This is a genomic window from Hydrogenophaga sp. A37 (genome assembly GCF_002001205.1).
Lineage (GTDB): Bacteria > Pseudomonadota > Gammaproteobacteria > Burkholderiales > Burkholderiaceae_C > Hydrogenophaga.
Window position 1 is genome coordinate 50,465 of sequence record NZ_MUNZ01000104.1, and the last position, 25,471, is coordinate 75,935.

Genomic DNA, 25,471 nt, shown 5'->3' on the forward strand with positions numbered 1-25,471 from the left:
CCGACAGTGACCTGGCAGACGGGGCTCGACGCCGGCAAAGTACGTGCCTCAAACCAACCAACGTTCACCCCGATGCCCTCCTTCCGAACCCTCTCCAAGCAAGTCGTCACATGGGGCCTTCTGGCGGTCGTCGCTGGCTGCGCATCGACCACCTCTTCTCCCAAAGGAACCCCCATGTCCTCTCAGCCCAAACAGCAAGTCGTCGCACTGCTCAAAGCCATCGAAACCGGCGAGTCCGCGCCGGTGGCTGTCGTCAATCCCAACAAGTACATCCAGCACAACCTCGCCGTCGGCGAGGGCCTGGCAGGCTTCGGCGCGGTGCTGCAGGCCCTGCCGAAGGGGTCGGCGAAAGTGAACACGGCGCGCGTCTTCCAGGACGGTGACTTTGTCTTCACGCACACCGACTACAACTTCTTCGGCCCGAAGATCGGCTTCGACATCTTCCGTTTTGAAGACGGCAAGATCGTCGAACACTGGGACAACCTGCAGGAGACGCCGGCCCAACCCAACCCGAGCGGGCGCACGATGATCGACGGACCGACCGTGGCGACAGACCTGGACAAGACCGCTGCCAACAAACAACTGGTCGCGTCGTTCGTCGACGACATCCTGGTGAACGGCCGCATGGACCGCCTGGCGGGCTATTACACCGGCGACAACTACCACCAGCACAACCCGCAGATCGCCGATGGCCTGTCCGGCCTCGGCGCGGCTTTGCAGGCCATGGCCAAAGCCGGCGTGACGATGAAGTACAGCAAGGTGCACAAGGTGCTGGGCGAAGGCAACTTCGTGCTCGTGGCCAGCGAGGGCGAGTTCGCCGGCAAGCCGAGCGCGTTCTTCGACCTCTTCCGGGTCGAGAACGGCAAGATCGCCGAGCACTGGGACACGATCGAAACCATCCCGGCTCGGTCGGAGTGGAAGAACGCCAACGGCAAGTTCTGACGCAGGGAGGCCTGCATGAATCCCTGGAAGTTCTTGCTGAGCAGCGTTCTCTCGGCCACCTTCGCGGTCCAGCCGGCCCTGGCAGCCGGCCAGGGCGGCAACGTCATCGAAATCGTCACGTTCAAGCTCAAGGCGGGTGTGTCGGCAGCGGAGTTCGCTCCGATCGACAAGGCGGTGGAGCGTGAACACGTCGCCCAGCAGCCTGGCTTCGTGTCGCGCGAGAGCGCGCACGGCGCGGACGGCGAGTGGCTGGTGATCGTGCATTGGCGCTCGGCGAAAGACGCCGACGCATCCATGGCGAGCTTCGAGAAAGCTCCTGCCGCCGCGCCGTTCATGTCGAAGCTCGAGGCCTCGACGATGCGCATGACGCGCTACGAGAAGTAGCGTTCGGGCGTCGGCCGGAACGCGCCAGGCGGACACGGCCGCTTCCATGCCGGCCATGGCGCTGAAGGCGGCGGACGCCTGGCCGTCATGACGAGGACCCGGCACCCGCTCCAGTGATCTGTGCCATGGGCTGCCGCAGGGGCCCGTGGCTCATGATCTGCCGCCCCAGCACCACGGCACTGCCAGCGGCCAGCGTGAACCCCAGCGCCCCGTGGCCCGCATTGACATAGAGATTGGCCGGACCCATCTGCCGCGTGATCGGCACGGCGGTGGGGGTCGCCGGGCGCAGGCCCGCCCAGGGCTGGGTTTCTTCAAACCCGCATGCGCCGGGAAACAGCGTGTCCACCGCCTGCACCATCCGCTGGATGCGCGACGGGGGAATGGACAGGTCGTGTCCGACCACCTCGGCCATGGCCGCGACCCGCAGCCGCCCACCCAGCGGCGCAAACACCGTCTTTCGCCCCAGATCGGTCACGCTGACCACGGGCGCCTTCTGCGGTGAGTGGATCGGCAGGGTGATGCTGTAGCCCTTGATCGGATAGATCGGCAGAGACACATTGACCGACGCGGCCAGCCGCGGGGCCGCGGCACCGTTGGCGATCACGAACACGTCCGCTGCGAGTGCGCCGCCGGGCGTCTGCGCCGCCACGATCCGGCCGCCCCGCACAGAAAACCCCGTGACGGCCGTGTCAAAGTGCAGCTGCCCGCCCATGCGCAGCAGGCTCTGCGTCATCTGAACACTCAGCGCATGCGGGTCCCCGACACATTCATCGGCCGTCCAGACCCCACCCGCAAACCGCCCCAGATACCCGCTCAGGGCGGGCTCCTTGTCCACACAGGCCTGCGGGTTCAACACGGCCTGCTGGCACCCCAGATCGGACTGGAACCGCACCTGCGCGACCTGCCGCCGCAGCGTGTCGGCGTCCGGGCACAGCACGAGCTTGCCGTTCTGCTGAAAGGAAAACGCCCAGGCTTCCTGCGCCATCCATTGCTCCAGGGTGGCACGGCTGAGCTGGGCCAGCAGGAGCAGCTCCCGGGTGCCCTGGCGCGATTGCCGGGCGTTGCAGGCGCTCAGGAACTGCAGGCACCACCACCACTGGCGCACGTCGAGCCTCAAGCGAAAGCGCAGCGGCGAGTCGGGCGACAGCAACATCGATGGAAGCCCCAGCAGGGTCGCGGGCGACGCGAGCGGCTCGACATAGCTGTAGCTGAGCTGGGCGCCGTTTGCAAAGCTGGTGCCGCGGCCTGGCCCCTGCTCGCTGTCAACCAGCATCACCTCAAACCCTTGCCGGGCGAGCTGGTAGGCGGTGGCGCAGCCCACGATGCCGGCACCAACGACGCAGACCTTCATGCGCGGACCTCCCGTCTTTCATTCACGCGTTCGGAGGCATGCGAACGCTGGTAGGCCAGGTAGGCGCAAGCGGTGTCCGCAAGCCCCGTTCCCACAGACTTGAACACGGTGATGCACGAGCCCGAGTTCGGCCACGGCGCCAGGCCGCCGTACAGCGCGGGCAGGTCCAGCGTCTTGTCCAGCTTCGTCGCTTGTGACGCGTTCCACAGAACGATGTCGCCCGCCTCCTGCAGGCTCTGGGGCAACCACTCCACGATCACGCGCGAAGCCCGGTCCAGCGTCGTGTCGTCCAGCTCCCGCCCTTTCGGTGAGCTGATGCCGATGGCGGCCACGAACGCCCTCGGTTTGAGCCAATGGCCGAGAAACACCGGCTCCGTCGAACGGGTGGCGGTCACCACGACGTCCGCGCCCCGCACGGCCTCTTCCGCCGAACAGGCATGCACGCTGGCGCCGGTGCGTTGCGCGAGCTGTCGGCACCAGTCCTCATCACACAAGGGATCGACGACTGCGATCTCCTGAAACCGGAACACGCCACAGAGCGCATCGGCTTGCGCACGGCCCTGCAGGCCGGCGCCAAACAAGGCCAGTTTGCTCGCGCCCGCCGGAACCACCTGGCGGGCGATCAGGGCCGTCTGGGCCGCCGTGCGGAAGCGGGTGAGTTCATTGCCCTCCAGCACGGCGAGCGCGGTGTTGGTGTCCAGATCAAACAGATTGACGAGAAAACTGAAGCGACCGGCCATCGTGGGATACACCTTGACCGCCGCCACGCTGCGACCGGTCCAGATGCCGCCCATCGAACTGAGCCGCGCGTCGGCACATTCGCTGCGGGTTCGAGGGTGCACGCTGGCCAGCCCGGCGCCAAAGTCCTGATAGGCCTGGTCGAGTACCTCGACCACGCTGGGGTAGTCGAGGAGCCTGGCGATGTCGGCGTCGCTGATGAAGTGGGGGTTCATGGGTCAACAGAAGTGAGCGGGTTGAAAAGAAGACGGGTCATGGAATGCCGTACTTGTTGGGGAACCGGATGTTTTCTTTCATGTAGATGCTCATGGGGATGCGCAGGCGTTCACTGTCGAACCACTTGCGGTAGATGGACAGCAGCTCCCCCGAATGCATCAGTTCCAGCAAGCTGCGATCCACCACCGCTCTCAGCGCAAGATCGTCCTTGGGCAGCATGAAGGCGTAGGGCTCCACCGTCATGAACGGCCCGGTCACCGCCAGCCCGTCTTTGAGCTTTGAAAGCGCCATCAGTCCGTACAGCAGCACGTCGTCCTGGGCGTAGGCGTCCACCTCGCCGTCCTCCAGCAGCTTCAACCCCTCGGCGTCTGACCCCACCGCGACCACTTGAACGCCCCGTTCCAGCTGCAGGCTCTTGAAGCGGGCTTCTGCCGTGGTGCCGCGCGCGACCGCAATCCGCTTGCGCGCGAGATCGTTGACCCTGTCCACCCGCAGTGTTTTCCTCGCGAGCAGTCGAAGGCCGGTGTTGAAGAAGGTGTGGGAAAAATCCACGTCCTTTTGCCGGGCCAGTGTGTTGGTGTTGCCCCCGCACTCCAGGTCGATCGCTCCAGCCTTGAGCATCGGGATGCGGTCCGATGCCTGGATGGGCAGGAACTCCGGGGTCAGGTCCGGGCGAGCCAGCCGCTGGCGCAGCTTGTCGATCACCCGCCTGCAGATGTCGATCGAATACCCCACGGTTTGACCTTGCGCGTCCTGAAACGCAAACGTGCCGGGCGTGGGGATGTACCCCACCCGGATGCGGCCGCTCTGGGCCATGCGAGACCAGGCCGGGCTCTCGTGGGGCGAAGGCACGGATTCCGTTGCCCCTGCGGCCAGCGATGCGCCCAGCAGCCATGCGATCAACAGGCGTTTGCCTGACAGGTGAAGGATCGGGTTCATGTCGCACCCTGCCTTCAGTCAAGCCCACCGGGGCGCAGGCGGTGCCAGGGCGTGGCCTGCTCGAAGGCATGGCCCAGGCGGAACACCAGCGGCTCGTCCCAAGGGCGTCCGATGAACTGGATGGAGATCGGCATGCCCTCGGGGGAGAGACCGGCGGGCACGGCCAGCGAGCACAGGTTCATGAGGTTGACGAACCGGCCAAATCGAGAGAGCGGTGTGGCGAGTTCGTCCACATCGGCCACCGGAATGGCCGATATCGCATTGGTGGGAAACACACAGGCCTCGATGCCATCCATGGCGGCCAGCATGTCGTGCCGGGCCTGATCGCGCGCCCGGAGCAGCCGCAGGTATTCCCCCGCCGCCACATCGCGCCCCAGCAGGATGCGCCGGCGGACATGGGCGTCGAACTTCAGGTTCGAACGCTCAAACAGCGCCCCCAGGTTGTCGTATCCCTCGGCGCTCATCAGCCGGCCAGCGATGCGCATGGAATCGGCGCAACTCTGGGGAAGCGGCTTCTCCACCAGTTGCATGCCCAGGCCCTGGAGCGTGGCCAGGGCCTCGTCGTATGCCGCCAGCACCGCCGCCTCCACCCCCACCCGTTCCTGCGCGGGCAACACCCAGAGGCGGGCACCGCGCGGCATCACGTTCACACCGTCGATGACCCGCCGGACAGGCGCCTCCTGCGACACCGGATCGCGCGGATCGGCACCGGCCATCACGTCCAGCAGAAGAGCGCAATCCCGCACAGTGCGCGCCAGCGGACCCACCGTGTCGTGGGTGGGGCACAGCTCGATCAGGCCGTGCCGACTGATCAGGCCGTGTGTCGTCTTCAGCCCGACCAGGCCACACAGCCCGGCGGGTATGCGCACCGATCCACCGGTGTCGGTGCCGATGGCGGCGCAGGCCATGCCCGCGGCCACCGCCACCGCAGACCCACTGCTCGACCCCCCGGGGACCCGGTGCGTCTGCATGTCCCAGGGATTCCACGGCGTGCCCATGACCTCGTTGGTCCCCCAGCCCCCAAAGGCGTATTCCACCGTGTGGGTCTTGCCGATCACGATGGCGCCCGCACTGCGCAGGCGCTCCACCACCGTCGCCGTGGTGGTGGAGACACGGGCGGGCAAGGCCCCCGAGCCGCCGGTGATGGGCTTGCCGCCGATGTGAAACAGGTCTTTCACCGCCACGGTGACGCCGTGCAAGGGGCCCAGGCGGACCCCGGCGCGGCGCAAGCCATCCATGGCCAACGCGGACTCCAGTGCTTCCTCGGCATAGACGTCGACAAAGGCGTGCAGCTGATGGTCCAGCCGCTGGATTCGACCGAGTTGCTGTTCCACCAGCGACACGCTGGTGAGTTCGCCCGTATCCAGGGCATGTGTCGCCTCTTCGATGGAGGCAAAAGCGGGATCGAACTGAATAACGCTCATGCAACCCCCAACACACGTCGACCACGGTTCAACCGCCGCTCCAGCAGCCGCGAGAGCATCGACAGCGGAAACGCGATCCCGAAATAGAACAACCCCACCAGCAAGAAAATGTGCAGCGGCAGGAAGGACTCGCTCGAAATGGCGCGGGCCGCGAGCATGAGTTCGTCGGTGGCAATGAGCGCGCACAAGGAACTGTCCTTCAGCAAGGCCACGTAGGTGTTGAGCAAGGGCGGCAGCATGATGCGCAGCGCCTGGGGAAACACCACGTGGACGAACACCTGCAACGGCGAGAGCCCCACCGCCAGCGCGGACTCCCGCTGACCCCGGTGGATGGCCGTCAAGCCGCCCCGAAGGATCTCGGCCACATAGGCCGAACCGTGCAGACCCAGACCGAGCGCGCCGGCCCAGTAGCCCGACAGCGTCAGCCCCAGCGGCGGGAGGGCGAAGTACAGCGCCAGCAGCAGCGCCAGCAAGGGCACGGTGCGCACGAACTGCACATAGGCATTGGCCGCCACCGCCAACACGGCGGCACCGCTGCGTTGCATGGCGACCAGCAAGGCCCCCAGACCCAGGGCCATCACGAAGCCCACCAGCGAGAGACGGGCCGTCACCAGCGCGCCGTCCACCAGCCGTGGCCCCCAGTCGGGCAGGTACGCCAGGTAGGTCAGAAAGAACTCAGTCATCGCGCCTTCTCCATGGTCCGTTCGACCCGTTTGAAACCCCAGGCCACGGGCAACACCATGGCCGCGTACAGCAGCATGGCCGCCAGGTAGATCAGCGTGGTTTCGAAGGTCGATGTCACCAGGTTTCTCGCGTAGAACATGATCTCGGGCGCGGCAATGGCCGAGGCGATCGAGGTGTCCTTGATCAGCGCGGTGGTGTAGTTCGCCAGCGACGGAAACGTCGCGCGAAACATCTGCGGCACGAGCACGTGGCGCAGCGTCTGGCCCGGCGTGAGGCCCACCGCCAGGGCCGCTTCACGCTGCCCCACATGCAGCGACTTCAAGCCCGCGGCAAACACGTCACACAGCACCGCCGCGCCCACCAGGCCCAGCCCGACCACGGCCGCGAGCAGCGGCGACAGGCGCACACCAACCGTGGCCAGGCCGAAATACAGCAGAAACAGATGCGCCAGTGCCGGGACGTTGCGCATCCACTCGATGTAGGCCGCCAGGCCCAGTTGCAGCAGTTGGTTGCGCGAAAAGACGCGCAGCACCGCCAGGCCCAGGCCCAGCAGGCTGGCGATCACGAAAGCGCCCACGGCCACCTGGAGCGCGGTGACCGCACCGGCCGCCAAGGTGCCCAGAATGCTGGCAAAGGTCTCCATGGCCGGCGTCATGTGGCGTGGCCGGCACTGGCGCCGACCTGACCGAGAAAGCTGCGCGTGCGGTCCACGCGTGGCGTGTCAATGACCTCGGCCGCGCTGCCTTGTTCCACGATGTGCCCCTGGTCCATGAAGATGACCCGGTCGGCCACGTCGCGGGCAAACCGGATCTCGTGGGTCACCAGGACCATGGAGCGCCCCTCTTCCGCCAGCTCGCGGATCACCCCCAGCACCTCACCCACCAGCTCCGGGTCCAGCGCCGACGTGGGTTCATCAAACAGGATCAGCTTGGGCCGCTGCGCCAGCGCCCTGGCGATGGCCACGCGCTGCTGCTGACCGCCCGAGAGCCGCTCCGGGTATTCATCGGCCTTGTGGCGCAGGTGCACCTTGTCCAGCATCTCCTCGGCCAACTCGTGGGCCTCGGTTCGCGCCATGCCACCGGCCCGGATGGAGCCGAGCGCGACGTTGTCGCGAACGTTCAAGTGCGGCCACAGGTAGAAGCCTTGAAACACCATGCCGATCTCGGCCCGTTGCGGGGCCAGCTCACGGTCGGACATCAGGCGCAACCCCCCGCGCCCGTCGGGCAACTGCCCGATGCGTTCGTCTTCCAGAAAGATGGCGCCCGCCGTGGGGCGTTCCAGGAAGTTGATGCACCGCAGGCAGGTGGACTTGCCCGACCCGCTCGGCCCGATCAGGGACAGGGTCTCGCCTTTGCGCAGGTCCAGGGAAATGCCCTTCAGGACTTGGAGCGGGCCGTAGCTCTTCTGGAGCCCTTCGACGCGCAGGAGGTGCTGGTTCATGGACGCGGTCTCACTTGCAGCCGGGGAGCGACCAGTTGGCCGGGCGGTCAACGCCAGCGCGGAAGTTCTTGCCGGCCGGCACGTACCAGACGTCCTGCACCAGGCCGTAGCGCTCGCCAATCTTCTTGAGCTCGCACTTCTGCCACAGCTTGGCGATCTCGGCGTTCACCGCAGCGGCCAGCTCGGGGTTGTCCTTGCTCAGGCCAAACACCACCTGGCCCAGCCCGGTCAACAGCGGGAAATCGGGGTTGTTGTCGGTGAACGCGTTGAAGCGCAGGTTCCACTGCGCATTGCGTGAGATGGCGTACTGCACCACCGGCGGATCGCCGATCACGGCGTCGACGCGGCCTGCCAGCAGGTCGCGCACGGCGGCGTCCGAGGTGTCGTACTGGCTCAGCTGCAGGCCGTTGATCTTGCGCAGCTCGGGAATGAAAGAGAAGCCGGTGATGGTGCCGACCTTCTTGCCTTCCAGGTCCTTCAGGGTCGACCAGTTCGTCTTGGACGACTGCATGATCCCGTTCTTGAAGTAGTGGATCGGGTCGGAGAGCGTCATGATCTTCGAGCGCTGCTCGGTCCAGCCCATGGTGCCGGCCATCACGTCCACGCGCTTGGATTGCACCGAGGCGATGGTGCCCGACCACTCCATCAGCGCGGGCTTCACCTTGAGCTTGAGCGAGTCGGCCACCCGCTGCAGGATCTCGCCGTCGTAGCCGATCATGCTGCCGTCCTGGTAGCCGGTGCCGGGCATGTCGCCCGTGAAGGCCACGGTGAACAACCCCTTCTCGACTGTTGGGGGAGACGGCTGGGCGATGGCCAGCGGCATGAAAGCCGCGGCACCAAAAACGGCGCACATGGCGCGCACCAGAAACGAACGTTTCATATCGACTCCAGGGGAAAAGTGGTGGGTGAAAAGTTGAGGAAGAACGCCGGGGAGGCGTGAAATGGATCATCGGTTTGCACCCCGGTTTTGCGGTTGCAGGGGACCGCTGTTAAATTGAACGTATGCGACACGCGGGAAAACCCCTAAGGCACATGGACAGCAAGCCCAGCGACGCCACATCCACCCCCACGGCGCCCGCCACCGGCGCTCGCGGTGAGGAGGACGGTGGGCATCTGATTCACCGCCTGGACGCGGCGACCGGCCGACACGCCCAGGACGGCGCCGTGGAACTGCGCATCGGCATCCTCCTGTGGCCCCGGTTTCCGCTGCTGTCGCTCGCGGGTCTGTGCGATGCGCTCCGGCATGCCGCCGACGTGGGCGACCAGAGCCGGCAGGTGCGTTGCTCGTGGAGCGTGCTGGGCCTCCCCGGCACCAGCATCACCGCGAGCTCGGGGGTGGAGATCCCGGTGCAGGAAGCGCTTCGGCCCGGCGAGAAGTTCGACTACGTCGCCGTCATCGGGGGTTTGCTGCCGTTCATGGGCAGCGTTGACCGCCTGTACCTGGACTACCTGCGCCAGGTCGATGCCGCGGGCACGCCCCTCATCGGCATCTGCACCGGCACCTTTGCGCTGGCCAGCGCCGGACTCATGAAAGGCAAGCTGGCCTGCGTGCACCCCTTCCACGTCGACGACTGGAAACGGATGTTCCCCAAGGAGCGGTACACCACCAACTGCGACCACGTGTTCGACGGCAACCGCATCAGTTGCGCGGGAGGCGTGTCGATCATCGAGCTGGCGGCCGAATTGATCCGCATCCATTGCGGGCCGGACCGTGCCGCCAAGGTCGTGCACCAGATGACCGTGTCACAACGGTCCTCTTCGTCTCACATTGCCCGCCGGCACGCCCTGGGCTATGCCTCCGTGGACAACGAGAAGCTCCGCCAGGCCATCGTCCTGATGGAGAAGAACCTGTCCACCCCGCTCGAAATCGGCGTCATCGCCCGACTGGTGGACTCCAGCAGCCGCCAGCTGGAGCGCGTCTTCCTCGCCGAAACGGGGGCATCGCCTTCGGAGTTCTACCGGAACTCACGGCTGAAATACGGCCGCTGGTTGTTGACCACGACCGATTCGACGGTGAACGACATTGCGTTCGAGTGCGGGTTCTCCGACGCCGCGCACTTCATCCGGCACTTTCAGCAGTGTTATGGCGTCGCACCCGGGCGGCTCAGGAAAGCCCTGGCGAAGCCGAGCTGATACGGCTTTGCATTCAAGCGTAGAACAAGGCGCGAAGCCGCAGACAGTGCGAAAGCACGGCATGGCGTTGCAACGAAGTTAAACGTTTGAAGGCAACGCCGTATGAATCAAACGCCACGCCTTCTACGGCATGCCCACGACCGTGGTGAGGATCAGCAGGCCGGCGGGGTCTTCAGTCAGCTCGCTGCTGACCAGCACCTCGATGGCCTGGCCGTCGGACCGTCGCCAGCTGGCTTCTTGCCAACCGGTGCGTCCCTTGTCAAACAGGCGCCTGCAGTGCGTTTGCCACGACGCATCGTCGGCCCAGAGACCGCTCGCCGGCTGGCCCACGATCTGGTCGCCCGGGTACCCGAAACCACGCTCGAACGCCGGGTTGACCTCCAGCACGGTCTGCGTGCCCGCAAACTGGATCATGAGCGCGGTGGGGTTGAGCCGGAAGATGCGTTGGAACCGGCGCAGTGACTGGTCCCGCTCGTGCTCCAGCCGAAAGCGGTCTTCCATCTGGTTGAGTTGCCGCAGGTAGGCCTCGTCGGTCGCCTTGCGCGTGTGGTGCAGCAACACCCCGATCACGCCCACGATGACGCTGCCCATCAGCCAGAACCGCAGGTCGGGCGCCAGGTCGGATTTCACGAGATACCCACCGGCCTCCGCCCAGGTCAGCGCACCCAGGATGAGCAGGCCAGCGGCGGTGGCGACCCACAACGCGCGCAGGCTCAGGTAAGTGCCCGCCATCACCACCGCGCCCAGCAGGCCCAGGGTCGCCGCGGAGCGGACCGAGCCGTCGTTGTAGATCTCGGCCGCAATGAACAACAGGCCACCGGCCAGCAGCGGCGTCAACCACTGGGGCCGATGCCGGCGCAGCATCAGGTACGACAGCAGCGCGGCGCCCCCCATCGAGAGGGACATGAAAGACCTCGACGCCCCGGGCGGGGCCAACACTTGATCGACCAGCGCCATGCCCAGCATCAACAGCGCAATCACCACCATCACCCAGCGCGCGCTGCGGTGGCTGCTTTGCCGCTGCCCCTGACGGATCTCGTCGGGGTCTTCCAGGGGACGCGAATCATGCATCGGTCCGGCCCTCCAGCGGCGCATAGACCGTGGGCAGCGCACTGGCCATGCTGCCTGGCATTCGCATCGCCGTGATCACCATGCCGTCATTCGGGTCGTCGTCCCGCTCGCAGCTGATCTGCAAGGCCAGCGGCCGCCCGTCGCGGCTCAGCGCCGTGATCGGGTGCCACCCGGTGCGCCGTGTGGCACGGCGGTCGCGGACAAAGCGCTGGTGGTCTTCGTCCTGCAACCACAAGAACCCTTCGCGCCGGTTCAACACGTCCTTGCGCGCATAACCCAGCGTGCGCTCGAAAGCCTGGTTCACGTCCAGGATCACACCCGTGCGCGCCGACTGCACGAAGATCGGCGTGGGGCTGGACTGGAACAGGCGCGCAAACCGGTCCTGCCCGATGTCGCGGTCGAGCTGGGTGTTCAGACGCTGCATCGCTTCGCGAAGGTGCAGTGCCTGCGCCATGCGCATCTGCGTCCGGTTCAGGTACATCATCGCGGCCACACCCAACAGGCTGATGCTCTGCGTCATCCAGGTCCGCCAGCCCACCACAAAACGGGGCTGGCCCGCCAGCATGCCGGCCGCGTCGGCCCAGGTCAGCACCCCGAGCAAGCTGATGGCGGCGACCGTGGTCCAGACCAGGCCACGGCGGCTCAGAAAAATGCCCGAAGCCACCTGCCCCATCAGGATCAGCGCGATGTTGACCGTTCGAACCGACCCGAAAAACCAGGTCGATGCCGCCGCCATGCCAAACAGGAACACCACCAGCAGCCAGGCCACGCTGTTGTAGTGACGGAACTTCAGGAGCACCCAGGACAGCGCGCCCATGACCGCCAGCACCAGCGTCATCATGCTGTCGGCCGTGGCCGGCACGCCCGTGAGCCGATCCACCGAAAACAGGCCCAGCCCCAGCACCGCCGTCATCCACGACAGCCGCATGGCCATCTTCGAGCGCGCGGCCACGATGGACGGTGGCTCGGGCCACGAAGGTGCATGGGAAAAGCGCGAGAGATCGATCAAGGCAACGCGGGGTGAATGTGCATTCCGTCCGGGAATTCCGCCCTGGACTTTCCAGAGGCGTGCAGCATAACCGCGTGGGGCAGACAGCCAGGTCATGAGCGAAGCGGCATGATGTCCCGCCACCCAACACCGTCACCCCGAAAGGAGCGCATGCCATCGCAGCCCTTCAGGCAGTCTGCGCTCATGCGAGCTCGAAGATGCGGTCCATGAACACCCATTTGTCTCCCGGTGGCGTCCACGGCGTGGGGGCCTGGTAGGTCCACATCAGTGCTTCCCAGCGCTCGATAACCGGGTTGGCCAGCGAGGCCTCGGCCATCCCCTGCACGCTGTACACGGCGGGATCCACCTCCAACACCATGAACAGGCGCGTGCCCAGGCGGTAGATCTCCATGCCCAGCACACCCTGCGCATACAGGTGGTCGCGCACCTCGGGCCAGATGCTTTTGTGGGCTTCTTCGTAGTCGGCGATGCGCTGGGCGTCGTCCACCAGATCGAGAGCAAGGGCGTAGCGCATGCGGGGTCTTCAGGACAGGGCGCGGTCCAGGTGGGTATAGCCCCCATCAACGAACACCCATTGCCCGGTGGTGTGGGACGAGGCGTCCGACAGCAGGAACACGCAGGTGCGTGCCATCTCCTCGGAGGTCGTCATGCGTTGGCCGAGCGGAATCTTGCGCGTGATGCTGGCCAACTTTTCTTCGGGGTTCTCGAAGGACTGGATCCAGCGCGCGTACAGCGGGGTCATCACCTCGGCCGGGATCAGTGCATTCACGCGCACGCCGTCGTTCAACAGCGACGCCGCCCACTCACGCGTCAACGAGAGCTGCGCGCCCTTGGACGCGGTGTAGCCGCTGGTGTTGCCCTGGCCGGTGAGCGCGGTTTTGGACGACACGTTGACGATGGCGCCGCGCGTGGCCTTCAGGTGTGGCACGCAGTGGTGCGCCATCACGTAGTAATGGATCAGGTTGCGCTCCAGCGAACCGATGAAGGCGTCGCGTCCGGCGTCCAGGCCCACGCTGTCGTTGACGCCCGCGTTGTTCACCAGGCCGTCGATGCGGCCGAACTCACTCACGGTCTGCGCCACCGCGGCGGCGCAGGCCGCCTCGTCGGTCAGCTCCAGCTGGATGAACCGGTGGCGCGCACCCGTGGCCTGCAGCTGCTGGGTGAACTCCGCCGACATCGGGCTCTTGCCCAGGATCACGGGCACCGCGCCCTCCTGTGCCAGGGTGAGCGAGATGGCAGCGCCGATGCCGCTGGCGCCACCGGTGACGATGACCACTTTGTCTTTCAGATGCAGGTCCATGGATACGGCTCTCTTTGAGGTTTGTCGGGGGCTTGTGGAATGGCGGGCGTCGGCGGTCTCAGCTTTTCAGGCCGTAGCACCGAATGGCATTGCCGCTCCAGAACGCCTCTTGCTCGGCGTCACTCAGGCGCGATCGCGCCCACTGATCGGCCAGGCCGTGCACCACGTCGTAAGGCGAGGAGAGTTGGCACACCGGCCAGTCAGAGCCGAACATCAACCGTTGCGGGCCAAACGCTTCCAGCGCCTGGTCGAAGCAGGCGAGGATGTGGCGGGTGTCTTGCGGCGTCAGGCCGTGGTGGTTCGGCCAGTCGGTTTCGGTCACCGCGCCGGAGAGTTTGCACATCACGTGCGGCATGGCCGCGAGCTCGCGCAGGCTGCTGCTCCAGCGTGATGCGCCCGGCGCGCCGTCGTCGCCCCAGTCGCGCAGCGCGGGTTTGCCCACATGGTCGAGCACCAGCCAGTGTGCGTCGTGCCGGGCGCACAGCGCCACCGCGGCGGGTATCTGGTGTTCGAACACCAGCACGTCGTACACGCGCTGGTGCTGTTGAAGTGCCCGCAGGCCACGCTGGTGGGCGCTGGCCTGCACCCAGGCCGATGCGTCGGCCTCGTCCTGCAGGATGTGGCGCAAACCTTTGAAGGCGGGGTGCGCGCACCAGGCCTGCAGCCGGGGCTCCAGATCGGCGGCGCCCAGGTCGGCCCAGCCCACCACGCCCAGCAGCTCGGGGTGCTGGTCGGTCAGCCCCAGCAGAAAGTCGGTTTCCTCGGCCAGCGTGCGCGCCTGCACGGCCACCACGCCGTCCACACCCGCTGCGCGCATGGCTGCGGCGTTGTCGGCCGGCAGACAGTCGCGCCGCAGGGCCGGCATGGCCTCGCTGATCCAGGGAAACTCCGGCGCGCTGTAGTGCCAGAAGTGCTGGTGGGTGTCGATCTTCATGCGGCCCGGGGCTGGAATTCGTATTGGCTCAGTGACTCAGGCTTCATCTCGATCGAGAAGCCCGGGGCCAACGGTGGCATGTAGGCCGCGCCACGGATGACGCAAGGGTCTTTGAAGTGCTCGTGCAGGTGGTCAACAAATTCGATCACTCGCCCCTCGCGCGTGCCGGCAATGCACAGGTAGTCGATCATGGAGAGGTGCTGCACGTACTCGCACAGGCCCACGCCGCCCGCGTGCGGGCACACCGGCAAGTTGTACTTGGCCGCCATCAGCATCACGGCCAGGATCTCGTTCACGCCGCCCAGGCGGCAGGCGTCGATCTGCACCACGTCGATGGCGCCGCGCATGATGAGCTGCTTGAAGATGATGCGGTTCTGGCACATCTCGCCCGTGGCCACCTTGACCGGCGCCACGCCTTCGCGAATCACGCGGTGGCCCTCGATGTCGTCAGGGCTGGTGGGCTCTTCGATGAACCAGGGCTTGGCAAAAGCCAGTTCGCGCACCCAGTCCACCGCCTGGTTCACGTCCCACACCTGGTTGGCGTCGATCATCAGGTGGCGGTCCGGTCCCAGCACCTCGCGCGCGATGCGCAGACGGCGGATGTCGTCGGCCTTGTCGCGGCCCACCTTGAGCTTGATGTGGTTGAAGCCGGCGTCGATGGCGGCCTGGCACAGGCGGCGCAGCTTGTCGTCGTCGTAGCCCAGCCAGCCGGCCGAGGTGGTGTAGCAGGGGTAGCCCTCGCGCTGCAGCGTGGCCCAGCGCTCTTCTTTGCCCACGGCGCGCTCCTTGAGCAGCGCCAGCGCCTCTTCGGGCGTGATGCAGTCGGTGATGTAGCGGAAGTCGATCAGCTTGACGATCTCTTCCGGGCTCATGCGCGCCACCAGCTCCCACACCGGCACGCCTTCCTGCTTGGCCCAGAGGTCCCACACGGCGTTGACGACCGCGCCCGTGGCCAGGTGGATGGCGCCCTTGTCGGGGCCGATCCAGCGCAGCTGGCTGTCGGAGGTGATGTGGCGCCAGAAGCGCCCCATGTCCTCGGTCACCCAGGCCATGTCCAGGCCCACCACCAGGTGGCGCATGGCTTCGATGGCGGCGCAGCAGATCTGATTGCCGCGCCCGATGGTGAAGGTCAGGCCGTGGCCTTCCAGCCCCGGCTGGTCGGTTTCGAGCACCACATAGGCCGCGGAATAGTCCGGGTCCGGGTTCATGGCGTCCGAGCCATCCAGATGCTGGGACGTGGGGAAGCGCACGTCGATGACGCGCATGGAAACGATGACGCTCATGGGGTACCTGTGTCGGTGGTCTAGGCTTGGACTGTGGTTTGGGTCTGCACGCCCAGGCCGTCGATGCCCAGGCGCATGGTCTGCCCGGCACGCAGGTAGACCGGTGGCTTCTGCCCCAGGCCCACGCCCGGCGGGGTGCCGGTGGAGATCACGTCGCCCGGCTGCAGGCTCATGAATCGGCTGAGGTAGCTGACCAGGAAGGCCACGCCATAGACCATGGTGGCGGTGCTGCCGTCCTGGTAACGCTTGCCGTCCACCTCCAGCCACATCCTGAGCGCCTGCGGGTCGGGCACTTCGTCGGCGGTCACGAGCCAGGGGCCGGTGGGGCCGAAGGTGTCGCAGCCCTTGCCCTTGTCCCAGGTGCCGCTGCGGTCGAGCTGGTATTCGCGTTCAGACACATCGTTCACCACGCAGTAGCCCGCCACATGGGACAGCGCGTCGGCTTCCTCGATGTAGCGTCCGCCTTTGCCGATGACCACGCCCAGCTCCACTTCCCAGTCGGTCTTCACCGAGCCACGGGGAATCTCCACCGCGTCGTCGGGTCCGACGATCGCGCTGGTCCATTTGTTGAATACCACCGGCTCGGGCGGCACCGGCATGTTGCTCTCGGCCGCGTGGTCGGAGTAGTTGAGCCCGATGCAGATGAATTTGCCCACCTGGCCCACGCAGGCACCCAGGCGCAGGTCCCGTTGCGGCGTGCCGGCCACCAGCGGCAGGCTGTCGATGTTGAGAGCTTGCAGGCGCGCCAGGCTCTCGGGCAGCAAGGCCGCGCCGGCCACGTCGGCGATCACGCCGGAGAGGTCGCGCACACGACCCTGGGCGTCGAGCACGCCGGGCTTTTCCTGGCCGGTTGGCCCAAAGCGCAAGAGTTTCACAGTAGTTCCTTAGATGTCCCCCCGCGCCGCGCCCGGGGGCGCGTCACCCCCCAGGGGGCAACACGAGCGGCCCGGCGGAGCCGGTTCCGCCGTGTTCTGGCACGGAGCGCGGGGGAGCGTTGGTTGATCAGTCGTACAGAACCGCGGCGACCTTGGGGTCGTTCATGTTCGACTTGTCGTAGTAGTAAAAGCCGGTGTCGATGATCTTGGGCAGTTTCTCGCCCTTGAGCGCCTTGACCGCCGCTTCCACCGTCTTGTAGCCAATGCCCACGGGGTTCTGGGTGATGGAGCCGGCGATGGTGCCGTCGTTGATCATGTCTTTCTGCGCCTTGCCGGAGTCGAAGCCGATGATCACCACGCCCGTCTTCTTGGCTTCCTTGACACCTTTGCCCGCACCGATGGCGCCGGGCTCATTGGTGCCGAAGATGCCCTTGAGCTTGGGGTGGGCCTGCATCAGCGTCTTGGCGATCTCGGCCGACTTCAGCTGGTCACCGCCGTACTGCACGTCCACCACCTTGATCTTGGGGTACTTGGCCTTGATCTGGTTCAGGAAGCCGTCGCGGCGGTCCACGCCGGTGCGGCTGGTCTGGTCGTGGGCGATCACGGCCACTTCACCTTCGCCACCGATCTTCTCGGCCATCTTGTCGGCGGCCAGGGCCGCGGCAGCCACGTTGTTGGTGGTGGCCGTCGTCACCGGAATGTCGCTGTCCACGCCCGAGTCAAACGCGATCACCGGGATCTTGGCCGCTTGCGCCTTCTTCAGCAGCGGAATGGCGGCCTTGCTGTCCAGCGCGGCGAAGCCGATGGCGGCCGGTTTCTTGGCCATGGCGGCCGAGAGCATGTCGATCTGCTTGTCCACCTGCTGCTCGGTTTCGGGGCCTTCGAAGGTGACCTTCACCTTGTAGTCCTTGGCAGCCTGGTCAGCGCCCTGCTTCACGGCCTGCCAGAACTGATGCTGGAAGCCCTTGGACACCAGGGGGATGTAGATCTCCTGGGCCGATGCGAAGCTGGTGAAGCCAGCCAATGCCAGGCCAGCGGTGAGGGCCAGCAGTTTTCTCTTTGTGTTCATGTTTTGTCTCCGGTTGAAAAAGTGCATGTCGAACGAAATCACAGGGAAGAAAGGTGGGGGGCAAGGTGAAGGACTTGGGGCGTGGCGCGCTCTCCTTATGGCTTGTTGCGACGCAGGTTGTCGGTGTAGACGGCCAGGATGATGATCAGCCCGGTGAGCACCATCTGCCACTCTTGCGCCACCGACATGATGCGCAAGCCGTTGATCAGCACGCTCATGATGAAAGCGCCAATGATGGTTCCCAGGATCGTGCCCACGCCACCGCTGAGCGAGGTGCCGCCGATCACCACGGCGGCGATGGCGTCGAGTTCGTAGCCCTGGCCCAGGGCCGGTTGGGCCGAGTTCAGGCGCGAGGCGATCAGCAGACCCGAGATGCCGCAGATACCGCCGGCAAAGGTGTAGATGATGACCTTCCAACGGTCCACGTTCACGCCCGACAGGCGCACCGCTTCCTCGTTGCTGCCCAGGGCAAAGGTGTAGCGGCCCAGGGCCGTCTTGTTCAGCACCAGCGCGCACACCGCGGCCACCAGGAACAGGATGAGCACGCCATTGGGAATGGGCAGCGAGGGGAACACGTCGCCGATCAGCGAGCCCAGCGAGATCTGATCGAAGCCTTCCACGTCGCTGAAGTAGATCGGGCGTGTCTGCGTGATCAGCAGCGACAGGCCCTTGAGCAGCATCATCATGCCCAGCGTGGCAATGAAGGGCGGCACCTTGAGCTTGGTGATGACCAGCCCCGACACACCGCCCGACAGTGCACCCATGGCCAGCGCGCACGCAATGCCCAGTGGCAAGGGGAAGCCCAGGTTCACGATGAAGACACCGGCCATCACGGCGCAGAAGGTCATCAACACGCCCACCGAGAGGTCGATGCCCGAGGTGATGATGACGAAGGTGCTGGCGATGGCGAGCACGCCGATGACCGTGGTGGACTGCAGGATGCCGATGAAGTTGTCCTGCGTCATGAAGGCGTCGGGCTTGAGCACGCTGAACACCACCAGCAGCGCGATCAGGCTGGCGAAGGCCAGCAGCTTTTGTTTGGCCTGCGCCCCGAAAAAGCGGGCCAGCCAGGAGAAGGGGGAAGTTGCTTGGGTCATGGAATGCCTTGTGGGTCTCGGTCTTGGTCTTGGTCAGTCACGGAGCGTGGCCAGGGCCATCAGGTTTTCTTGCGTCGCCTGGTGGCCCGCCACCTCACCGGTGATGCGGCCTTCGCACATCACCAGCACGCGGTGGCTCAGCTGCAGCACCTCGGGCAGTTCGGAGGAAATCACCACGATGGCGCGGCCCTGCGCGGCCAGGTCGATCAGCAGTTTGTAGATTTCGCTCTTGGCGCCCACGTCGATGCCGCGCGTGGGTTCGTCGAAGAACAGGATGTCGCAGTCCTGCACCAGCCATTTGGCGATCACCACCTTCTGCTGGTTGCCGCCAGAGAGCAGGCGCGCGGTCTGGGTGAGCGAGGGCGTCTTGATGCGCAGCTTCTCCACCATCTGCTGCGACACCTGGTGGATCGCCGCGCGGTTCAGGAACATGCCCCACTTCAACCAGCGCTTGAGGCTGGGCAGGGTGATGTTCGATTCGACGTCCATGCCCGTGGCCAGGCCGAAGTGCTTGCGGTCCTCGGAGAGGTAGCCCATGCCCGCGCGCACCGCGTCCTGCGGCGAGCCGATGCGCATGCGCTGGCCGCGCACATGGATCTCGCCCGAGTCCAGCGGGTCGGCGCCGAACACGGCGCGCGCCACCTCGGTGCGCCCCGCGCCCATGAGACCGGCGAAGCCGACGATCTCACCGCGGCGCACCGAGAAGCTCACGTCGCGGATCGCACGGCCCCGGTTCAGGCCCCGCACCTCCAGCAGCACCTCGTTGGCCGAGGTGTCTGGGATGTGTTTTTCTGTGTGTTCCAGGTAGCGCCCCACCATCATCGCGATCACCTGCGCCATGGGGGTGTCGGCGGGCACGGTGTCGATGGTGGCGCCGTCGCGCATCACGGTGACGCGGTCGGCGATGCGCTGGATCTCGTCCATCTTGTGCGAGATGTAGACGATGCCCACACCCTCGGCCTTCAGCTGGCGGATGATGCGGAACAGCTCCTCGATCTCGGCGTTGTTCAGTGCGGCGGTGGGCTCGTCCATGATGAGCACGCGGGTCTTGAACGACAGCGCCTTGGCGATCTCCACCATCTGCTGGCGCGCCACCGTGAGCTCGCCCACGGGCGTGGTGGGCGCGAGCACCAGGTGCAGGCGGTCAAACAGCGCCTGGGTGTTCCGGTTGAGCTGGTCTTCGTCCAGCAGCAGGCCCGCGACCTTGCGCGGCTCGCGCCCGAGGAAGATGTTCTGTGCCGCCGTGAGGTGGCCCATCAGGTGCAGCTCCTGGTGGATGATGCCGATGGCCAGCGACTGCGCGTGCGCCGGGCTCTCGATTTCCACCGGTTCGCCGTCGAGCCGCACCTCGCCGCTGTCCTTGCGGTAGACCCCCGCCAGGATCTTCATCAGCGTGGACTTGCCCGCGCCGTTTTCTCCCATCAGTGCATGGACTTCGCCGGGGCGCAGGTCGAACCGCACCCCGTCCAGCGCCTTGACGCCGGGGAAGGACTTGCAGAGGTTCTGGACCGAAATCAGGGGTGCCACGACGTGACCTGGGCTGGGCATGCTGTCCATGGGCTCAGATGGTCACGCCGCCGTCGACCAGCAGCGTCTGTCCGGTGACGAAGCGCGATTCGTCGCTGGCCAGGTACACCACCATGGGCGAGATGTCGTCCACCGTGGCCAGGCGGCCCATGGGCTGGCGCGCGATGAAGTCCTTTTCGGCCTGCACCGGGTCGGCCGCGGAAGCGATGCGCCCGCGCAGCGACGGCGTGTCCACCGTGCCCGGGCACAGCGCGTTGGCGCGCAGGCCCTGCTTGACGTAGTCGGCCGCGAGCGACTTGGTCAGCCCGATCACGGCGGCCTTGGTGGCCCCGTAGGCGCAGCGGTTGGCAAAGCCCTTGATGCTCGACGCCATGGACGCCATGTTGATGACCGACACGCTGACATCCTGCGTGCGGGCCTTCTCCAGCATGGCCGGCATGAAGGCGCGCGTCATGCGAAACATGCTCTTCACGTTCAGGTCGAAGCTCAGGTCCCAGTCGGCCTCGGCGCACTCCAGCATGCTGCCGTTGGCCACCATGCCCGCGCAGTTGAACAAGGCATCCAGCGCGGGGGTGCACTGCGCCAGCGCGTGCACGGCGCCACTGTCGCGCACGTCCAGCCACACCACCTCGATGCCCGGGTGCTCCACGGCCAGTTGGTCGAGCAGCAGTTGGTTGATGTCGGTGGCGATCACCCGCGCGCCCTCGGCCGCACAGGCGAGGGCGCTGGCGCGACCAATGCCCTGCGCCGCCGCGGTGATGAGGATGGTTTTGCCTGCCAGACGACCTTCACGCATAAGGGAAACCTCGGTTGAATAAATTCACAGATAAACAAACAATCCACGTATGAACAAATCATAGGTGCGATTCATCCCCAACCGGCTCGGTAGTTTCCCTAGCGACGCCTGCGGTACAAAGCAGCGCGACCCAAGCCACCCATTGCGAGACCAGCATGCAAGACACAGCCCCCAAACCCCGCGGACGCCGCCCCAAGGCAGAAGCCGTGCCCGACACCGCCGCTGCCACCGACGACCGCTATCGCGCGCCCGCACTGGACAAGGGGCTGGACATCCTGGAGTTGCTGGCCACGCAACCGCACGGCCTGACACGCGCAGAAATCGTGAAGGAGATGGACCGCAGCGCCAGCGAGATCTACCGCATGCTCGAGCGCCTGGTGGCGCGCCAGTACGTCATGCGCACTCCCTCGGGCGACCGCTACGCCCTGAGCCTCAAGCTGTTCGCGCTGGCCCACATGCACCCGCCGCTCAGCCGCCTGATCAACCAGGCGCTGCCCATCATGGACGACTTCACCCGCAAGGCCGAGCAGTCGTGCCACATGGGGGTGTACGACCGGGGCAACGTGTTGATCAGCGCACAGATCAACAGCCCCAGCGGCTGGAGCTTTGCCGTGCAGCGGGGCGCCCGAGTGGGCCTGCTGGACACGGCTTCCGGCCACCTGCTGCTGGCCTTTGCCGACGAGGGCAGCTTCAACCGCATGCTGGCCGAACACATTCCGGTCGACGGCGAAGTGCCCACCACCCAGGACGCGCTGCAAGCCACGCTGGCCAGCATCCGCGCGCGCGGCTACCTGGAGCGCGACAGTGCGCAGACCCAGGGCGTGGCAGACATCTCTTTTCCCATCCTCGGCCCCGACAACACCGCCCTGGCCACGCTCACCTGCCCGTACATCCGCCGCATCGACCGCCACGTGGGACCTGACATGGCACAGGTGCGCGAATACCTGCGCGCCGCGGCCAACGCGTTGTCGCTGACCCAGGGCATGAACGCGGCGTGAGCGTCACCCGTCAGCGGGGACGATCAACGGTGGTGGGCCATGCGAGGCATCCGTTGGACGCCTCGCAGCCTACCAAGGGCGGGATTTGCAGGCACGTTTGTTCCAGATGTCCTGCGGTGCCCGAACGCTCGCCTGGGTACAGGGAAGCAGGTGCTGCGGGCGCCCGCCCAGAATACGGGTGCTCAACGAGGCCATTTCGCTGTCGGCGAGCGCCCCACTGTAGATCTCCAGATCCTGCATCTTCCCGTTGAAATAGGGGTCTGTCGGATACTGCGAGCGCCCCAGCCAGTTCTGGTGCGTCGAGCCCAATTGGAAGGGCGCCAGGTCGATCTCCGCGTTGGAGCCCACCGCCGTGCCATTGACATACAGCGTGCCCACTCGGCCTTTCAGCGTCACGGCCACGTGCACCCAGGTTCCCGTGCTCAATGGCGCTGTGTGGGAAATGACTTGCTCACCAAAGTAGGTGGTTCCCGTGACCCGAAAGCTCATAACGCCATTGCCGTCTCGGGGGATGAGACACATGTAGGCGATGTCACCGCTGCCGAAGTCGAAGATGCGGGTGTTGGTCACCGCGGTGTTCCAGTGCACCCAGAGTGCGATGGTGAAGTCGCCCAGATCCTCCACCACCCCTTTGCTCAGCGCGAGATGGCCGGTGCTGCCGTTGAAGGCCACGGCATGGCCAGCCACGTGGCCCGGTGTCCAGCTGGCATTGCCCATCAGACTGCCATGGCGGGCGCCGCCGCTGGTGTCGATGGCGCTGGTGCCCGAAGTCTGGTTCAGCGTCATGTCAAGCCGTAGTTCACCCGCCAGGTGCACCCGGGCCCGGTCGGTGCCCACCAGGGTCTGACCGCCGTGCACCGTGCACACCCTGTAATACCACTGGCCCGCGCCCGGGTTGTCCGTCCAGGTGCGGGTGTCGTCGCTGCCCAGGGTGGCCAAGGTGGTGAAGCTGCCGTTGGCCGATGCACTGCGCTGAACGAGGTACGAGGTGGCCACGGCGCTGCCCCACCAGGACAGCAGGACCTCACCATCGGTGACATAGGCCGTGAGCCCGCTGGGCGCCACGGCCGCGCTGGCGGGCGGGAGTGAGAAGGTCAGCGTGCCAAAACTGGGCATGTCACCACCCCACTCGTTCCGCTCGGGGCGCACCCGCTCCGCCATTCGACGCGCGTACGGCGCCGACAGGCCCTTGCGGTTGGCGTAGTGGTTGTAGATGCATTCCCAGATGGCGCGCAGGTGCGGCCTGCCCGACTCGGACACTTGCGTGAACGTGCCCTGCCGGTTGACATACCGGGAAAAGGGCAGCGTGTAGTAAACGCCGTTGCTGTCGGTCAGCTGCGCCTTGGCCACGTACTCCGCGCCCGCCAGCAGCCGGTTGTTGCGGTGGCTGTACAGGTCATCGCCCTGTTGCCAGGCCATTTCACACAGCAGGCCGCTCAGGCCCACGCTCAGGGTGGCGTGTCCGTTGTCGCGGGCCAGTTCCTGCCACTGCCCCAGATAGCCCGGGTGAATGCAGTAGACGCTGTGGTCCGCCGCGCCGTTGCCGCGGCCATTCAGGTAATAGTCCAGCGCCTTGTTGTAGATGTCACGGCGGTCGCAGAAGATGCCGATCGCCATCTGGCCGCACAGGGCAATCAAGTCCCAGTTGGCCCAGTAATTGGTGATGTTGGAGCCATTGTGGTTGTCCAGAAAATCTGAGCACTTGGACTGAAACTCCGCCAGCAACAACTGCTGCATCGCAGCCAGGCCCGCACTGGACCAGCCGGCGTAGCCTCGCATCATTTCACCGGCCATGGCCCACTGGTAGCCATACAGGCCGGCCGCGAGAAAGCGGTCCGAATTGCCCGTGAGTGTGGTCATGGTGGACGACCAGGCGTCCAGATATGCCACCGCCGCATCGGCGTAGCGCGTGTCGCCCGACACCTTCCAGCACAACGCGAACTGGTAGGCGCGCTGCACGTCTTCCACGATGGCGCGGAAGTTTTCGCCTTCTCCACCGCGGATCACCGTGACCAAGGGCTCCGGAGCCCGCCCCAGTTGCGCACGACCGCTGGAGGTGAGCGCGCTCCAGCCACTGGTCCAGGGCGACACGCCGTTGTCCACCTGGGTTTTCATGCGGGTGAAATCGGCCGCACTGTGTGCGACACCGGGATGGGAAAAACTGCCGGTGGACGCCTTGCTCAACAGATCACCACCACCGGCGCTTTTCAAGGTCAGGTCACCGGCATCGCCCGCACCTGCACCCGCATCGTCGCTGCCACCGCAGCCAGAGAGCACGGGCAACAGCAGACCCGCGCCCAGGCGGTACATCAACGTCCGGCGCGACAGCGGGTCGTGGGCCATCGCTGGGGCGGCAGACGAACGCGGCAGGGAGGGCATTTCGCATCCTGTTGTGAGAACAAAGCGCGGATTCTATGAACCGCGTCCCACAAACCGTTCGGGGCCGGCATGGCCCCGTTCATTGCATCGACGACCGGTGCGAACGGCCGCATCAACGGTATGGCCCTTCGCGATCTGGCCCGTCCTTGCCAAGCAACACCACGGGCTCGATGCGACCGTCATGGTCCAGCTGTGGACATGGAGCGACACACGCCCAAGAAAAAAGGCTTCGAAACCGAAGTTCCGAAGCCTTTTGGCTTGTCTCAGCGCGGGGCTGAGACGTCAGGTGCGCAGGGCTTAGTAACCGCCGCGGCCACCACCGCCACCGCCGTAGCCGCCGCGATCGCCGCCACCGCCGTAACCGCCGCCGCCACCCGAACGGTCACCGCCGCCGCCGTAGCCGCCGGTGCGGGGAGGACGGGCTTCCATCGGACGGGCTTCGTTCACCGTGACGCTGCGGCCACCCAGTGACTGACCATTCATGCCCTTGATGGCGGCTTGCGCTTCGGCATCGCTGCCCATTTCGACGAAGCCGAAACCCTTGGAGCGACCGGTGTCGCGTTCCATCATGACCTTGGCGCTGGTGACCGAGCCGAACTCGCTGAACGACTGTTGCAGGTCTTCGTCACGAACGGTGTACGGCAGGTTGCCGACGTAAAGTTTATTGCCCATAGGGACTCCAAAAAAACAGAAACACAAAAGCGATGGGGTCCCGAAAGCTCAACAAACCCGAGAGTGCCGCCGTAGCGCGCGAAACTGACCGATCACCTTGAAAGTGCGCCGGCCTGTTGGCCTGCGCGGTCTGCATTATGGCCCCCGTGGCCGCGAGTGGGCTGTTTTTTTGTGTAGGGCTGCGATGGGGCGCCCCTGAAAGTGCGTCCA

At 65.9% G+C, this 25,471-nt stretch carries 25 protein-coding genes; 4 read left to right on the forward strand and 21 right to left on the reverse strand.

Going from position 1 to position 25,471, the window contains the following annotated elements; translation table 11 throughout:
- Window positions 1-174: 174 nt before the first annotated feature.
- Window positions 175-942: a nuclear transport factor 2 family protein gene (locus B0E41_RS12505; protein ID WP_077331481.1), complete on the forward strand. Its 768-nt coding sequence runs from the start codon at window positions 175-177 to the stop codon at window positions 940-942.
- Between the two features lie 15 nt (window positions 943-957).
- A complete protein-coding gene (locus tag B0E41_RS12510) occupies window positions 958-1,326 on the forward strand; it encodes a hypothetical protein (protein WP_077331482.1) in 369 nt (122 codons plus the stop codon).
- Between the two features lie 85 nt (window positions 1,327-1,411).
- On the opposite strand, the gene B0E41_RS12515 is transcribed toward B0E41_RS12510, so the two are convergent.
- The 8 genes from B0E41_RS12515 to B0E41_RS12550 are packed head-to-tail and all read right to left on the reverse strand — an operon-like array spanning window position 1,412 to window position 8,998.
- The gene (locus B0E41_RS12515; protein WP_077331483.1) at window positions 1,412-2,677 is read right to left on the reverse strand and encodes a D-amino acid dehydrogenase; all 1,266 of its coding nucleotides are present in this window, start codon (window positions 2,675-2,677) and stop codon (window positions 1,412-1,414) included.
- Complete coding sequence (locus tag B0E41_RS12520) at window positions 2,674-3,630, reverse strand: ornithine cyclodeaminase family protein (protein ID WP_077331484.1); 957 nt, start codon at window positions 3,628-3,630, stop codon at window positions 2,674-2,676. The genes B0E41_RS12515 and B0E41_RS12520 overlap by 4 nt, the downstream gene beginning before the upstream one ends.
- A 37-nt stretch (window positions 3,631-3,667) precedes the next feature.
- A complete protein-coding gene (locus B0E41_RS12525; RefSeq protein ID WP_077331485.1) occupies window positions 3,668-4,570 on the reverse strand; it encodes an amino acid ABC transporter substrate-binding protein in 903 nt (300 codons plus the stop codon).
- A gap of 14 nt (window positions 4,571-4,584) precedes the next feature.
- Window positions 4,585-5,994 (reverse strand): amidase, encoded by a 1,410-nt coding sequence (locus B0E41_RS12530; protein ID WP_077331486.1) that lies wholly within the window; start codon window positions 5,992-5,994, stop codon window positions 4,585-4,587.
- A complete protein-coding gene (locus B0E41_RS12535; RefSeq protein WP_077331487.1) occupies window positions 5,991-6,677 on the reverse strand; it encodes an amino acid ABC transporter permease in 687 nt (228 codons plus the stop codon). Before B0E41_RS12535 ends, B0E41_RS12530 begins: the two co-directional genes overlap by 4 nt.
- Window positions 6,674-7,321: an amino acid ABC transporter permease gene (locus B0E41_RS12540; protein ID WP_077331488.1), complete on the reverse strand. Its 648-nt coding sequence runs from the start codon at window positions 7,319-7,321 to the stop codon at window positions 6,674-6,676. Before B0E41_RS12540 ends, B0E41_RS12535 begins: the two co-directional genes overlap by 4 nt.
- Before the next feature lie 8 nt (window positions 7,322-7,329).
- The gene (locus B0E41_RS12545) at window positions 7,330-8,118 is read right to left on the reverse strand and encodes an amino acid ABC transporter ATP-binding protein (RefSeq protein ID WP_077331489.1); all 789 of its coding nucleotides are present in this window, start codon (window positions 8,116-8,118) and stop codon (window positions 7,330-7,332) included.
- 10 nt (window positions 8,119-8,128) lie between these two features.
- The gene (locus B0E41_RS12550) at window positions 8,129-8,998 is read right to left on the reverse strand and encodes an ABC transporter substrate-binding protein (RefSeq protein WP_077331490.1); all 870 of its coding nucleotides are present in this window, start codon (window positions 8,996-8,998) and stop codon (window positions 8,129-8,131) included.
- Window positions 8,999-9,150: 152 nt separating this feature from the next.
- On the opposite strand from B0E41_RS12550, the gene B0E41_RS12555 reads away from it, so the two are divergent.
- The gene (locus B0E41_RS12555; protein WP_077331491.1) at window positions 9,151-10,251 is read left to right on the forward strand and encodes a GlxA family transcriptional regulator; all 1,101 of its coding nucleotides are present in this window, start codon (window positions 9,151-9,153) and stop codon (window positions 10,249-10,251) included.
- 123 nt (window positions 10,252-10,374) lie between these two features.
- On the opposite strand, the gene B0E41_RS12560 is transcribed toward B0E41_RS12555, so the two are convergent.
- The 11 genes from B0E41_RS12560 to B0E41_RS12610 all read right to left on the reverse strand — a co-directional run bounded on the left by B0E41_RS12560 (window position 10,375) and on the right by B0E41_RS12610 (window position 21,212).
- Window positions 10,375-11,322 carry a PAS domain-containing protein gene (locus B0E41_RS12560; RefSeq protein WP_171984747.1) on the reverse strand — a complete coding sequence of 316 codons (948 nt, stop codon included), beginning with the start codon at window positions 11,320-11,322 and terminating at the stop codon, window positions 10,375-10,377.
- Complete coding sequence (locus tag B0E41_RS12565) at window positions 11,315-12,331, reverse strand: PAS domain-containing protein (RefSeq protein ID WP_171984748.1); 1,017 nt, start codon at window positions 12,329-12,331, stop codon at window positions 11,315-11,317. Before B0E41_RS12565 ends, B0E41_RS12560 begins: the two co-directional genes overlap by 8 nt.
- Before the next feature lie 181 nt (window positions 12,332-12,512).
- Window positions 12,513-12,845, reverse strand: a complete 333-nt coding sequence (locus tag B0E41_RS12570) for an L-rhamnose mutarotase (protein ID WP_077331494.1) — start codon at window positions 12,843-12,845, stop codon at window positions 12,513-12,515.
- Window positions 12,846-12,854: 9 nt separating this feature from the next.
- Window positions 12,855-13,631, reverse strand: coding sequence for an SDR family oxidoreductase (locus tag B0E41_RS12575; protein WP_077331495.1), 777 nt, complete (start codon window positions 13,629-13,631; stop codon window positions 12,855-12,857).
- A gap of 58 nt (window positions 13,632-13,689) precedes the next feature.
- Window positions 13,690-14,565: an amidohydrolase family protein gene (locus B0E41_RS12580; RefSeq protein ID WP_077331496.1), complete on the reverse strand. Its 876-nt coding sequence runs from the start codon at window positions 14,563-14,565 to the stop codon at window positions 13,690-13,692.
- Window positions 14,562-15,848: an L-fuconate dehydratase gene (locus B0E41_RS12585; protein WP_077331497.1), complete on the reverse strand. Its 1,287-nt coding sequence runs from the start codon at window positions 15,846-15,848 to the stop codon at window positions 14,562-14,564. Before B0E41_RS12585 ends, B0E41_RS12580 begins: the two co-directional genes overlap by 4 nt.
- 20 nt (window positions 15,849-15,868) lie before the next feature.
- Window positions 15,869-16,723, reverse strand: coding sequence for a fumarylacetoacetate hydrolase family protein (locus B0E41_RS12590; RefSeq protein ID WP_077331498.1), 855 nt, complete (start codon window positions 16,721-16,723; stop codon window positions 15,869-15,871).
- A gap of 127 nt (window positions 16,724-16,850) precedes the next feature.
- Complete coding sequence (locus B0E41_RS12595) at window positions 16,851-17,792, reverse strand: ABC transporter substrate-binding protein (protein ID WP_077331499.1); 942 nt, start codon at window positions 17,790-17,792, stop codon at window positions 16,851-16,853.
- 95 nt (window positions 17,793-17,887) lie between these two features.
- Window positions 17,888-18,889: an ABC transporter permease gene (locus B0E41_RS12600; protein ID WP_077331500.1), complete on the reverse strand. Its 1,002-nt coding sequence runs from the start codon at window positions 18,887-18,889 to the stop codon at window positions 17,888-17,890.
- A 33-nt stretch (window positions 18,890-18,922) separates the two neighbouring features.
- Window positions 18,923-20,416 (reverse strand): sugar ABC transporter ATP-binding protein, encoded by a 1,494-nt coding sequence (locus B0E41_RS12605; RefSeq protein WP_143433810.1) that lies wholly within the window; start codon window positions 20,414-20,416, stop codon window positions 18,923-18,925.
- A 34-nt stretch (window positions 20,417-20,450) separates the two neighbouring features.
- The gene (locus B0E41_RS12610) at window positions 20,451-21,212 is read right to left on the reverse strand and encodes an SDR family oxidoreductase (protein ID WP_077331502.1); all 762 of its coding nucleotides are present in this window, start codon (window positions 21,210-21,212) and stop codon (window positions 20,451-20,453) included.
- A gap of 155 nt (window positions 21,213-21,367) precedes the next feature.
- On the opposite strand from B0E41_RS12610, the gene B0E41_RS12615 reads away from it, so the two are divergent.
- Window positions 21,368-22,210: an IclR family transcriptional regulator gene (locus B0E41_RS12615; RefSeq protein ID WP_077331503.1), complete on the forward strand. Its 843-nt coding sequence runs from the start codon at window positions 21,368-21,370 to the stop codon at window positions 22,208-22,210.
- 69 nt (window positions 22,211-22,279) lie between these two features.
- On the opposite strand, the gene B0E41_RS12620 is transcribed toward B0E41_RS12615, so the two are convergent.
- Both B0E41_RS12620 and B0E41_RS12625 read right to left on the reverse strand, forming a co-directional pair.
- On the reverse strand, window positions 22,280-24,589 hold the full coding sequence (locus B0E41_RS12620; protein WP_077331504.1) for a LamG-like jellyroll fold domain-containing protein: 2,310 nt from the start codon (window positions 24,587-24,589) through the stop codon (window positions 22,280-22,282).
- Between the two features lie 297 nt (window positions 24,590-24,886).
- Entirely contained in the window at window positions 24,887-25,261 is a 375-nt protein-coding gene (locus B0E41_RS12625; protein WP_077331505.1) for an RNA-binding protein, read from the reverse strand.
- Window positions 25,262-25,471 lie beyond the last annotated feature (210 nt).

Excerpts from the sequence above, each read along its gene's own strand:
- B0E41_RS12545 (WP_077331489.1), bottom strand. The coding sequence starts at position 8,118 with ATGAACCAGCACCTCCTGCGCGTCGAAGGGCTCCAGAAGAGCTACGGC.
- B0E41_RS12585 (WP_077331497.1), bottom strand. The coding sequence starts at position 15,848 with ATGAGCGTCATCGTTTCCATGCGCGTCATCGACGTGCGCTTCCCCACG.
- B0E41_RS12625 (WP_077331505.1), bottom strand. The coding sequence starts at position 25,261 with ATGGGCAATAAACTTTACGTCGGCAACCTGCCGTACACCGTTCGTGAC.
- B0E41_RS12515 (WP_077331483.1), bottom strand. The coding sequence starts at position 2,677 with ATGAAGGTCTGCGTCGTTGGTGCCGGCATCGTGGGCTGCGCCACCGCC.
- B0E41_RS12595 (WP_077331499.1), bottom strand. The coding sequence starts at position 17,792 with ATGAACACAAAGAGAAAACTGCTGGCCCTCACCGCTGGCCTGGCATTG.
- B0E41_RS12540 (WP_077331488.1), bottom strand. The coding sequence starts at position 7,321 with ATGGAGACCTTTGCCAGCATTCTGGGCACCTTGGCGGCCGGTGCGGTC.
- B0E41_RS12520 (WP_077331484.1), bottom strand. The coding sequence starts at position 3,630 with ATGAACCCCCACTTCATCAGCGACGCCGACATCGCCAGGCTCCTCGAC.
- B0E41_RS12575 (WP_077331495.1), bottom strand. The coding sequence starts at position 13,631 with ATGGACCTGCATCTGAAAGACAAAGTGGTCATCGTCACCGGTGGCGCC.
- B0E41_RS12525 (WP_077331485.1), bottom strand. The coding sequence starts at position 4,570 with ATGAACCCGATCCTTCACCTGTCAGGCAAACGCCTGTTGATCGCATGG.
- B0E41_RS12580 (WP_077331496.1), bottom strand. The coding sequence starts at position 14,565 with ATGAAGATCGACACCCACCAGCACTTCTGGCACTACAGCGCGCCGGAG.
- B0E41_RS12560 (WP_171984747.1), bottom strand. The coding sequence starts at position 11,322 with ATGCATGATTCGCGTCCCCTGGAAGACCCCGACGAGATCCGTCAGGGG.
- B0E41_RS12550 (WP_077331490.1), bottom strand. The coding sequence starts at position 8,998 with ATGAAACGTTCGTTTCTGGTGCGCGCCATGTGCGCCGTTTTTGGTGCC.
- B0E41_RS12505 (WP_077331481.1), top strand. The coding sequence starts at position 175 with ATGTCCTCTCAGCCCAAACAGCAAGTCGTCGCACTGCTCAAAGCCATC.
- B0E41_RS12535 (WP_077331487.1), bottom strand. The coding sequence starts at position 6,677 with ATGACTGAGTTCTTTCTGACCTACCTGGCGTACCTGCCCGACTGGGGG.
- B0E41_RS12570 (WP_077331494.1), bottom strand. The coding sequence starts at position 12,845 with ATGCGCTACGCCCTTGCTCTCGATCTGGTGGACGACGCCCAGCGCATC.
- B0E41_RS12610 (WP_077331502.1), bottom strand. The coding sequence starts at position 21,212 with ATGCGTGAAGGTCGTCTGGCAGGCAAAACCATCCTCATCACCGCGGCG.
- B0E41_RS12510 (WP_077331482.1), top strand. The coding sequence starts at position 958 with ATGAATCCCTGGAAGTTCTTGCTGAGCAGCGTTCTCTCGGCCACCTTC.
- B0E41_RS12615 (WP_077331503.1), top strand. The coding sequence starts at position 21,368 with ATGCAAGACACAGCCCCCAAACCCCGCGGACGCCGCCCCAAGGCAGAA.
- B0E41_RS12600 (WP_077331500.1), bottom strand. The coding sequence starts at position 18,889 with ATGACCCAAGCAACTTCCCCCTTCTCCTGGCTGGCCCGCTTTTTCGGG.
- B0E41_RS12530 (WP_077331486.1), bottom strand. The coding sequence starts at position 5,994 with ATGAGCGTTATTCAGTTCGATCCCGCTTTTGCCTCCATCGAAGAGGCG.
- B0E41_RS12555 (WP_077331491.1), top strand. The coding sequence starts at position 9,151 with ATGGACAGCAAGCCCAGCGACGCCACATCCACCCCCACGGCGCCCGCC.
- B0E41_RS12620 (WP_077331504.1), bottom strand. The coding sequence starts at position 24,589 with ATGCCCTCCCTGCCGCGTTCGTCTGCCGCCCCAGCGATGGCCCACGAC.